Here is a 10,336-nt window from a genome sequence, read left to right on the forward strand (position 1 = left end):
TGGCCCAGTGTGGAGGAGGTGCACAGAGCGATAGCAAGCAAAATAGCAGTGAGGGCCTACGCAGCCCAAGGAAGGTGAAAGGGAGAATAACGAAGGTATTTTTCGTACAGCAAGACCTGCTGAAAGGAGGAATGGAGATGAAAAGCAGTAAGAGCAAGAAGGTTAGCCGCAGGGAGTTTTTGAAGAGTGTCGCCGTGGCCACCGGAGCTTTGGCCGCAGGCCCTCTATTGGCAGCCTGCGCACCCGCTGCCGTACCTACCCCCACGCCGACTACGGCCAAGCCAACGCCGGTGGCAGTGGCGCCAACACCAACACCCACAACAGCGCCGCCCACTGCCACACCGACACCTAAAATCGGTCCAGTAACCATCTTATCAAAGGGTGGTAGCTACCAGGAGGCGCAGCGCAAGGCCTATTTCCAACCGTTTGAGAAGGAAACGGGCATTAAGGTCATCGAGGCCGAGGGGGTTGATCTGGCCAAGATCAAGGCGATGGTGGAGAGCAAGAACGTTGAGGTGGACGTCATCGATGCAGACGCCAGCCTGCTCTACGCCCTGAAGAAGGCCAATCTGGTGGAGAAGATCGATCCGAGCAAGATCGATAAGGCCGATCTCGACAGTGTTGACCCCAAGATGCTTGATCCCTATGCCGTACCCCACATAGTCTATTCAGCCATCCTGTGCTACCGCACCGATGTCTTCCCCACTGGTAAACACCCTAAGAGCTGGGCCGAAGTATGGGATGTTAAGAAGTTCCCAGGCAAGCGCACCTTCCCTTCCGGGGAAAGGGGCAGCCTCCCACCTCTTGAGTTTGCTCTCCTGGCCGATGGTATACCTGTCGACAAGCTTTATCCTATCGACATAGACCGAGCCTTCAAGAAGATAGATGAGATCAAAAAGGACATCGTCTGGGCGCATACCTCAGCTCAACTGATGCAGTTCTATGTAGATAAGGAGGCTGTCGTCGGTCAGGGATGGGACGGTCGCGTTGGCGCCTTGAAGAAACAGGGTGCTCCACTGGAAATTGAGTGGAATCAAGGACGACTGATGCTTGACTACTTCGTCATCCCCAAGGGGGCCAAGAATTATGAGGGGGCGATGAGATTCCTGGCCTATATAGCCAAGGGTAAGCCACAAGCTGATCTGGTCAAGATCATCCCCTATGGACCAACTAACAAGCGAGCCTACGATTACATCGATGCAGCGGTGGCACGTACCCTCACCAGCTACCCTGATAACGTGAAGAACCAATTCATTTATGATGCAGTCTGGTGGGGCGAGAACCTGCAAAAGGTAGTCGAGAAGTGGAATGAGTGGAAGCTACGCTAGCAGCGAGGGTATAGTCAGCACAGGTAACTATATCCTACAAAACGTGGCGGCGTGTATCGGGTCATCGTATAACGATACGCCGCCACGTGACCCCAAATGTAGAGAGGGATGAAGATACATTGACCCCAACGATTGGCTTGATATTCCTGACCCGGTCAGAGAGCCCTGAATATGTTGAAGAGGAGGCCCAACACCGGGAATATCGCCAGAAGTCTATGGAGGGCCTCGCTCAACTACCAGTGAACATACCCCTACAGGCCGTAGTAAGAACCCGCTCAGAGGCCATAACAACCATCCAAGAATTTAAGGATAAGGATGTTGACCTGATAATATTAGGTTTCGCCCATTGGGTCAGCGAGGACCTACCTATCTATTTTGCTACCGAGCTCCGTCAACCCCTCCTCCTTTGGTCCCTGGGGGAGGGATCGCCTTGGGTCTACCTCTCCGGCCTTGTCAGCACCGCCAGTAACCTCGCTCGACTCGGCCGCCAATTCGCTTATGTAATTGGTGCTGCCGACGAGGCGAAGGTCCTAAACGAGATCCTCATTCACGCCCTAGCCTCAGCTATAGCTAAAAGACTGCGCCACACTAGATTAGGACTGGTAGGCTATGCCTGTCCTGGTATGATCGACGCTGGGCTAGATGAGATCGGACTAAGAAGATTAGGGCTAGAGGTCGTTCGACTCGACGCGCTAGAGCTTCTAGCCAAATACGAGAACTTAACCGACCAAGAGGCCGATAACGTCGCCAACGTAGTCGTTTGCCAAAGTGGGAAGGTCATTGAGCCCACCCACGAGGAGCTGCGAGCAGCTGCCAATCTCTACTTAGCGCTAAAGGCAATGGTGAATGAATACGCCCTCGATGGGATCGGCGTGCGCTGCTGGCCAGAGATTTATCACCGCTTCTCACCTTGCTTGGCCTTCTCCCAATTTATGGATGAGGGGATCATTGGGGTATGCGAAAACGATGCTACCGCTGCGGTGACCATGTTCGCTTGCCACTGGTTAACAAATCAACCGGTTTTTCTGGGAGACATAGGGGCAATCATCCCTGAGTTACAAGCCATCCAATTATGGCACTGTGGCCACGCCTCTCTAGGATTGGCATCGACGCAGGATAAGGTTAGACTACGCAAGAATCAGCGAACCAACATCGGCGTCACCCTCGAATTCCCATTGCGACAGGGACGGGTAACTTTAGCCAAGTTAACTAAAAAGATAAACGGCCAGTTTCGTCTATTCACGGCTCTCGGACAAAGCATCGAGGGACCACCTGGAAGGGGCAATATCGCTTACGTCCAGACCGATACACCTGTGCGCGAGGTCCTGGATACTATGATAACAAAGGGGGTAGAGCATCATCTTGTTATGGCCTATGGAGATATTAGGCGAGAGCTGAGCGCCCTGGGCAGATTGCTTGGCGTCGAGGAGATCTATGTTTAGAGCAGTGACTATTCCTGTCTACCTACATCTGCTTAAGGAGATACTACCGTGACCGCGCTAAGAAAGCTATTCGAGCCAATCAGAATCGGACAAATGGAGCTGCGCAACAGGCTGGTCTTTGCCCCCATCAACTCCCAGTTTGGAGCTGAGGATGGAGCCGTAACTCAGAGACTAATCGACTACCACGTTGAGCGGGCTAAGGGTGGGGTTGGACTAATAATTCTTGATAACGCTATCATCGAATGGCCCAGAGGGAAGGTCGGCGGCAAGCCACTAAGAATAGATAACGACAAATACATCGCTGGGTTAAATGAGCTGGTAGAGGAGGTACACGCCTGGGGGGCCAAAATCGCTGCCCAGATAAACCACGTGGGCCGGGTGGGCGCCTGGGAAAGCGTCGAAGGGGAGCAGGTTGTCTCCGCCTCTGAGGTCTCCTACGTCGCCCGTGGCCTCACTCCCCGGCCACTGACCGTTGCAGAGATCAAGAAGTATGTTGAGACGTTCGCTCAAGCAGCGCGAAGGTCCAAGCAAGCCGGCTTCGATGCTGTAGAAATCCACGCCGCCCACGGCTATCTCATCACCCAGTTCCTATCGCCCTACACCAATAGACGAACGGATGATTATGGCGGGAGCCTCAAGAACCGAATGCGATTCCTCCTTGAGATTGTACAACGAATAAGGCAAATGCTCGGCGCAGATTACCCCATATTATGTCGTCTCAGTGGTTCCGAGTTCGTGGAAGGTGGGCTCTCCATTAAAGATACCGTACTAATAGCTCAAGAACTGGAGGCGGCGGGGGTGAATGCTATAGATGTCTCTGCTGGCATCTACGAATCGTGCTACTGGACCTTCCCTTCCATGGCGATGCCCCGCGGTTGTATGGTCCACCTGGCCGAGGCCGTAAAGAAAGCGGTAAATATAGCGGTCATCACTGTGGGCCGCATCAACGACCCCCTCCTGGCCAAACAGATCCTTCAAGAGAAAAGGGCAGACCTTGTGGCTATGGGGAGACCCCTATTGGCCGATCCTGAGCTACCCAAGAAGGCTGCCGAAGGGCGTCTGGAGGATATTCGACCTTGCATCGCTTGTAACGATTGCATCGATAGGACTCGACATTATCTACTCTTGGGTTGTGCGGTAAACCCGGAACTGGGGAGGGAGGTCAGGTACAAGATCACCCCGGCTGAGAAAGCTAAAAGGGTACTAATCGTAGGGGGTGGTCCGGCCGGTATGGAGACGGCTAGGGTGGCCAGGCTGCGTGGACACCAGGTCCTTCTCTGTGAAAGAAATAACCGTCTGGGAGGACAATTACTGCTGGCTTCAGCCCCACCATTCAAGAAGGAGATCGTCGGCTTAATTACGTACTTTATTAATCAGCTGGAGAGACTTGGAGTGGAGGTGCGGCTGAGGACAGAGGTCACCCCCAGATTGATCGAGGAGATCAAGCCAGAGGCAGTGATCCTCGCCACTGGCGCTGAGCCGTTGAGAGGGGAGATCTTCGGCAGACAAAGGGATAACGTCATCACCGCTAACGAACTGTTGGCCGGAGAAAGAGAACTAGGAGACAAGGTCATCGTGGTTGGTGGGGGACAGGTTGGATGCGATGTGGCTGAACTCCTGGCTACACAGGGCCATAAGGTCGCGATCGTGGAGATGCTGGAGGATATAGCCCAGGATATGGAATACAGCATGCGACTGTTTCTCGACCATCGGTTTGCCGAACTGGGCATACGCGTCCTTACTAAGGCGAAGGTCGAGATGATCAGCGAGGACAGCGTCGTTTTTCTCGATAGCGAGGGCAAAAGACAAACCCTGGAAGCCAACGCAGTGGTGCTTGCTCTCGGCTCTAAAGCCAATAACAAGCTGATGCAAAGTCTTAAAGGGAAGGTGGCAGAGCTCTACACGGTAGGCGATTGCGTTGCCCCCCGCAAGATCTATCAAGCCATCCACGAGGGAGCGCGAGTGGCACGCCTCCTCTGAGCCGATTCAGACTGATCCGAGCGCAGGAGTGAGGCAAAGCCAATAACTTAGAAGACGTTGGTGAGACTGATGAAAATGACCGTCCTTATAGCTACCTTGGATACTAAAGGTCCAGAGGCCCAATACCTTAAGAGGCTATTACAGGGTCTGGGGTTACAGGTGATGGTTATGGATACCGGTGTCATGGGCGAGCCCCTATTTGAAGCGGAGATATCTCGGGGTCAAGTGGCCAGTGCTGGTGGAAGAGAGATCGAGGAGCTCGTCCGGCTGGCTGACCGAGGCGAGGCCATGCGGGTCATGATGGCCGGCGCGGCTTGCCTGGCCAAGGAGCTGCACGCTGCGGGCCGGCTCCAGGCCATCGTTGCCCTGGGCGGCTCTGGCGGCACAGCCATCGGGACAGCCGCAATGAGGTCCCTTCCCTTCGGCATTCCCAAGGTGATGCTCTCGACAGCTGCCTCTGGTAACACACGCCAATATGTGGATACTAAGGATATAACTATGATCTATTCCGTAGCCGACATAATGGGGCTTAACTGTCTAACTAAGATAGCCCTGGCCAACGCCGCTGGCGCAACGTACGGAATGATCAAGGCTCAGGAGATGTATGGACAAGGGATCGCTGAAGAGAGTCAACAGGAGAGTCCACTGATTGGCTTAAGCGCTGCTGGTACCACGACGCCTGCCGCCATGAAATGCAAACACCTTCTGGAAACGAGAGGATATACCTCTATCGTTTTCCATGCCACTACCGGCGTGGGTGGCCGCGCTATGGAGGAGAGGGCCAGCGAAGGATTCCTGGCCGGAATTCTGGACCTGACCACCACAGAGTTGGCCGACGAAGTCGCCGGTGGCGTCGGCGCCCCCGGGTCAGAGCGACTGGTGATAGCTGGTCAAACAGGTATTCCACAGGTTATAGCTCCTGGAGGACTGGACTTCGTCAACCTTGGACCAAAAGAGATGGTACCGCCCCGGTACCGCACTAGAAATCTTCGCTTCCATTCCCCTGTCTCCGTCCTTATGCGGACCAATGTAGAGGAAAATAGAAATTTGGGGAAGATGATAGCCAAAAGGTTGAGCCGTACCAAAGGGCCAACGGCGGTGATCCTCCCTTTGAAAGGCTTTTCCGCCTATGATATAGAACAAGGGGTCTTTTATGATCCAACAGCGGACATGGCCTTCATTCAATCCCTGAAGGGGGGCTTGCCAAAACATATAAAGGTAGTAGAGGTCAATTGTCACATCAACGATGACACATTCGCTCAGGCAGCCGTGGATGTCCTTTGCGAGATGATAGGAAAACAGGTTTCAGGAGGCACCTAATGCTGAAGACTAGAATCGCTAGGGAGGAGATTCTCCGTCGACTCCGTCACACCGTAGAGGCGGGCAAGCCGATCCTGGGTGCCGGCTGTAGCGCTGGGATAATCGCCAAATGTGCTGAGCTCGGTGGGGCTGACTTGATCATAGTCTATAGTACCGGCAAATCTAGATTGATGGGCCTGCCCACTAGCCGTCTAGGAGATTCCAATGCCATAACCCTGGCTATGGCCGAGGAGATCTTGAACGTAGTAAGAGACACCCCGGTTATCGGGGGAGTGGAGGCTACCGACCCCACCAGATTGGACCTAAACAGGCTCCTGCGGCGGTTCATCGAAGCCGGTTATTCCGGCATCATCAACTTCCCCACCATCGGCATCTTCACCGACTATCGCCGGATGCGAGACAAGGTGGGGCTGGGCTTCTCCCGAGAGGTGGAAATGGTGAGATTGGCCCGCCAGCTGGGAATCTTCACGATGGCCTACGTTTTCTCCCCAGCCGATGCTGAACAGATGGCCCAGGCCGGGGTCGACTGCATGGTCGCCCATGCGGGCCCCACCGCTGGGGGTCTGGTGGGGGTCCCTACCGAAACATCGCTGGAGACAGCGGCCCTGGGCGTGCAAAGAATATGTGAGGCGACCAAGCGGCTGAATCCGAGCATAATCTGCTTGGCTCACGGCGGGCCCTTCGCCACACCAGAGGACACGGCCTATCTCTACCAGCACACCGAGGCCGTAGGTTACGTTGCTGCCTCAGCTATTGAACGGCTCCCCATAGAGAAGGCTGTGCGTGAAACAGCAGAGCGGTTTAAGAATGTGACTATTGGCAAAGAGCAGGAAGGGTAGGCACACCAGGTGATCACACAGCGAGGTCAAACAGTGAATGCAGTTGAAGGAGGAAAGGCGACACAGGGTAATCCTGTATCCACCCAAGGTGCAAGCGTACGCCTTGATCATCTTACTAAGCGGTTTGGCGAGGTAGTTGCCGTCGATGATCTGTGTTTGGAAATCAAAAAGGGGGAGTTCATAACCCTCCTGGGACCAAGCGGTTCAGGCAAGACGACGACTCTGCTGATGATCGCTGGCTTCGAACTTCCGACCTCCGGAGAGATATTCATCGACGACGAGCCTGTTGGCTTCAAGCCTCCCTACAAGCGCGACGTGGGCATGGTATTTCAAAATTATGCCCTATTCCCGCACATGACGGTATATGACAACATCGCCTTCCCTCTCCAAATGCGTAAGATGGCTCCCAAGGAGATCGCCGAGCGCATTCGCACCGTGCTTGAACTGGTGAAACTCTCTGGGATGGGCAAACGCTATCCACGCCAACTCAGTGGTGGGCAACAACAGAGGGTCGCCTTAGGACGAGCTTTAGTTTTTAACCCACCCGTGCTATTAATGGACGAACCACTAGGCGCCCTAGACCGCAAACTCAGAGAGCATATGCAAATCGAAATAAAGCATATCCAGCGCCAGGTTAATACCACTGTCATTTACGTCACCCACGATCAGGAGGAGGCGCTAGTCATGTCCGATAGAATCGCGGTAATGAACGATGGGAGGGTTCAACAAGTAGGGACGCCGGATGAGCTTTATGAAAGACCACTGAACCGCTTCGTAGCCGATTTCATAGGCGAGACCAACCTGCTGCAAGGCGAAGTGATAGGCATCAGCAGCAACGCCTGTACGGTGCTTACCGAAGGTGGGCTAACTATACAGACAGTGAGATCCGACGAGGTAAGCCCCGGTCAGCGAGTCTCCGTAGCACTAAGGCCGGAGAAGATCCTCTTCGTCGGTAAGGATATTGCTGGCCCTAATAGGTGGGAGGGGATCATCGAGGAGGTGATCTACATTGGAGAGATCACTAAGTATAGGATAGGCACGGTGGGAGGAGAGATCCTTACCGTCAGGTTGCAAAATCGCCTGGAAACGCCCAGGTTGAGGAAGGGGGATAGGGTCATCTTGGGATGGGGCCTCGAAGACGCCAAAATCGTGCGAGGTGACTGAAGTGAAGGTTCTTATCACGGGCGGTTCTGGACGGATAGGTGAGGTGGTCATCGCTGAACTGCGCGAGCGGCACGAGATAAGGATCTTCGACATCGTTGAACCCAGTTTCACTGACCTAGAATTCTTGAAGGGGGACTTATGTGTCCTCGAGGACGTGGAGAAGGCGGCGAGGGGCATGGATGCTATCATCCACTTAGCAGCCATCCCGGTCTACACAGGGGAAGACGAGAAGATCATGAAGATAAACGTGATGGGCACTTTCAATGTCCTGGAGGCAGCAGCCCGAAACGGTGTGCACAAGATAGTTTACCCAAGCAGTATATGCGCTTACGGGCTCATTAATTACGTTAAGGACTTCATCCCTGACTATCTGCCCATCGATGAGAAGCATCCAACTAGACCCGAGGATATATATGGATTGAGCAAACTAGTGGGTGAAAATCTTTGTTACGTATACTCCAGAAGATACAACCTCTCTACAATCTGCCTTCGCCTGGCCACGGTCCTCTTCCCCCACTTACCAGAGGCCCAGGGGCGCTTTTTAGAGAGGGTCAGGAAGCCTGAGCTAAATAAACGGTTTCTTTGGAATTACGTCCATGTCAAAGATGCTGCTCAGGCTATCCGCCTTGCTCTGGAGAAAGAGGGATGTAAATACGAGGTTTACAACATTGGCGCTGAAGATGTGGCTGCCGAGGTGGACTCTTTAGAACTGGTTAAAACTTATTACCCGTATGTCAAGTGGATATCAAACGAAGATGGATTCATCACCAGCAAGCGAGGGGCTCTTTTTGCCATATCCAAGGCGAAGTGGGAGCTAGGGTACCAACCCCAATTCACCTGGCACGATGCCTTACAAGCTCTTTAAATAGACACTATCAAGGGCCTATAGCATTCACTTAAAGTGGGTGCTCGCTGGGAAGGGGGGACTGAGATGTCTCTGCATGTTGGCTCGAGTATTCTTGAGCTGATCGGTCAGACGCCCATTGTGCAGCTGCGAAGATTAGCCAGGGATATTGATGCCCAAGTATATGCCAAAATTGAGGCGGTAAATATCGGGGGCAGTGTAAAAAGCCGTACAGCCCTGGGGATGATCGAGCTGGCTGAAAAGCAGGGAGGGCTTAAGCCAGGCATGACCATTGTGGAAGCCACCACCGGCAACCAAGGGATCGCCATCGCCATGATTGCGGCTGTGAAGGGATATAAGGCCATCATCGTGATGCCAGAGAGATATAGCAAAGAGCGAGTCAAGATAATGAAGGCTTATGGCGCTCAGGTGCTTCTCTCCCCTGAAGGTAAGGACATGCATGAGACTGTCTGGATGGCCCGGGAGAAAGCCTTCGAGATGGAACGGAATGATCCAGAGAACGTCGTCTATCTCAAGCAGTTCGATAATCCCGGTAACGTGGCCATCCATCGGCGAATGACCGCGGCCGAGATACTGATGCAAATGGGCGATAAAATTGATGCCTTCGTGTCCACCATTGGCACAGGGGGAACCCTCACCGGCGTCGCCGAGGTTCTGAAGGCAGTCATTCCCAGCATCCGCATTGTAGGTGTAGAACCTTATATGGCTGCCCTGGAGGGAACGGGGAGGGTAGGGAAACACCGTCAGGAGGGCATAGGAGACGGCCAGACAACACGCATTCTAAACCGGGCTATCGTAGACGAATGGATCGCCGTAACTGACGAAGATGCCTTCGAGACTGCACGCAGATTGGCCAGAGAGGAGGGACTTCTTTGCGGTATCTCCAGTGGCACTGCCGCGTGGGCGGCCATGGAGGTGGCTAAAAGAATGGGCGCGGGAAGGGTCGTCCTGACTATCCTGCCAGATACCGGCGAGCGCTACTTGCAAACAGATCTATTTGGCGAGTAGCTTCATCCAATCTAAGTTCCACATGGCTCTAATAGGCACGTCGGTGGAGAGTTCGCTTACAGGCGAGGGACCTGTCCTCAAATTTTTCCCGGACCTCTATACCTTGCTGTAAGATAGGTCCGGTTGTAATAGGCACCCCCAAGGGAATTCGAATCCCTGTTACCACCTTGAAAGGGTGGTGTCCTAGGCCTCTAGACGATGGGGGCAGAAAGAGCTACTACCTTGTTTTTATAACTTTGTTTATAACTTTGTTCAAGGGCTATTATATCAGATTCAGATAAGGGGGAACCCACAAAGAGGGGGGCCGGGATAAATCCCGGCCCCCAATCCCCCTGGCGATGACCTATTTTCCCACGGGGTCGCCCCCGCAGTATCTTCAGCGCTGGAGCG

8 protein-coding genes and 1 tRNA gene are annotated in these 10,336 nt (G+C 53.7%); 8 read left to right on the forward strand and 1 reads right to left on the reverse strand.

Annotation, left to right across the window (positions count from 1 at the left end; translation table 11 throughout):
* The first annotated feature begins 137 nt into the window (after positions 1 to 137).
* From M1136_07135 to cysK, 8 genes are all read left to right on the forward strand, one after another.
* A complete protein-coding gene (locus M1136_07135; protein MCL5075408.1) occupies positions 138 to 1,328 on the forward strand; it encodes an ABC transporter substrate-binding protein in 1,191 nt (396 codons plus the stop codon).
* A 119-nt stretch (positions 1,329 to 1,447) separates the two neighbouring features.
* Positions 1,448 to 2,770 (forward strand): hypothetical protein, encoded by a 1,323-nt coding sequence (locus tag M1136_07140; protein MCL5075409.1) that lies wholly within the window; start codon positions 1,448 to 1,450, stop codon positions 2,768 to 2,770.
* Positions 2,771 to 2,818: 48 nt separating this feature from the next.
* The gene (locus tag M1136_07145) at positions 2,819 to 4,750 is read left to right on the forward strand and encodes an FAD-dependent oxidoreductase (GenBank protein MCL5075410.1); all 1,932 of its coding nucleotides are present in this window, start codon (positions 2,819 to 2,821) and stop codon (positions 4,748 to 4,750) included.
* Between the two features lie 69 nt (positions 4,751 to 4,819).
* Positions 4,820 to 6,070: a Tm-1-like ATP-binding domain-containing protein gene (locus M1136_07150; protein MCL5075411.1), complete on the forward strand. Its 1,251-nt coding sequence runs from the start codon at positions 4,820 to 4,822 to the stop codon at positions 6,068 to 6,070.
* Entirely contained in the window at positions 6,070 to 6,909 is an 840-nt protein-coding gene (locus M1136_07155; GenBank protein ID MCL5075412.1) for a phosphoenolpyruvate hydrolase family protein, read from the forward strand. Before M1136_07150 ends, M1136_07155 begins: the two co-directional genes overlap by 1 nt.
* Before the next feature lie 33 nt (positions 6,910 to 6,942).
* On the forward strand, positions 6,943 to 8,073 hold the full coding sequence (locus tag M1136_07160) for an ABC transporter ATP-binding protein (GenBank protein MCL5075413.1): 1,131 nt from the start codon (positions 6,943 to 6,945) through the stop codon (positions 8,071 to 8,073).
* A 1-nt stretch (position 8,074) separates the two neighbouring features.
* On the forward strand, positions 8,075 to 8,938 hold the full coding sequence (locus tag M1136_07165; protein ID MCL5075414.1) for an NAD(P)-dependent oxidoreductase: 864 nt from the start codon (positions 8,075 to 8,077) through the stop codon (positions 8,936 to 8,938).
* A 66-nt stretch (positions 8,939 to 9,004) separates the two neighbouring features.
* On the forward strand, positions 9,005 to 9,946 hold the full coding sequence (gene cysK / locus M1136_07170) for a cysteine synthase A (protein ID MCL5075415.1): 942 nt from the start codon (positions 9,005 to 9,007) through the stop codon (positions 9,944 to 9,946).
* A 133-nt stretch (positions 9,947 to 10,079) separates the two neighbouring features.
* Here the strand turns inward: cysK and M1136_07175 are convergent.
* Positions 10,080 to 10,152, reverse strand: a tRNA-Glu gene (locus M1136_07175).
* Positions 10,153 to 10,336 lie beyond the last annotated feature (184 nt).

The sequence above is a fragment of the Chloroflexota bacterium genome, from assembly GCA_023475225.1.
Classification (GTDB): domain Bacteria; phylum Chloroflexota; class UBA6077; order FW602-bin22; family JAMCVK01; genus JAMCVK01.

Coding starts and splice junctions, on each gene's coding strand:
- M1136_07135 (MCL5075408.1), top strand. CDS start 138: ATGAAAAGCAGTAAGAGCAAGAAGGTTAGCCGCAGGGAGTTTTTGAAG.
- M1136_07150 (MCL5075411.1), top strand. CDS start 4,820: ATGAAAATGACCGTCCTTATAGCTACCTTGGATACTAAAGGTCCAGAG.
- M1136_07155 (MCL5075412.1), top strand. CDS start 6,070: ATGCTGAAGACTAGAATCGCTAGGGAGGAGATTCTCCGTCGACTCCGT.
- cysK (MCL5075415.1), top strand. CDS start 9,005: ATGTCTCTGCATGTTGGCTCGAGTATTCTTGAGCTGATCGGTCAGACG.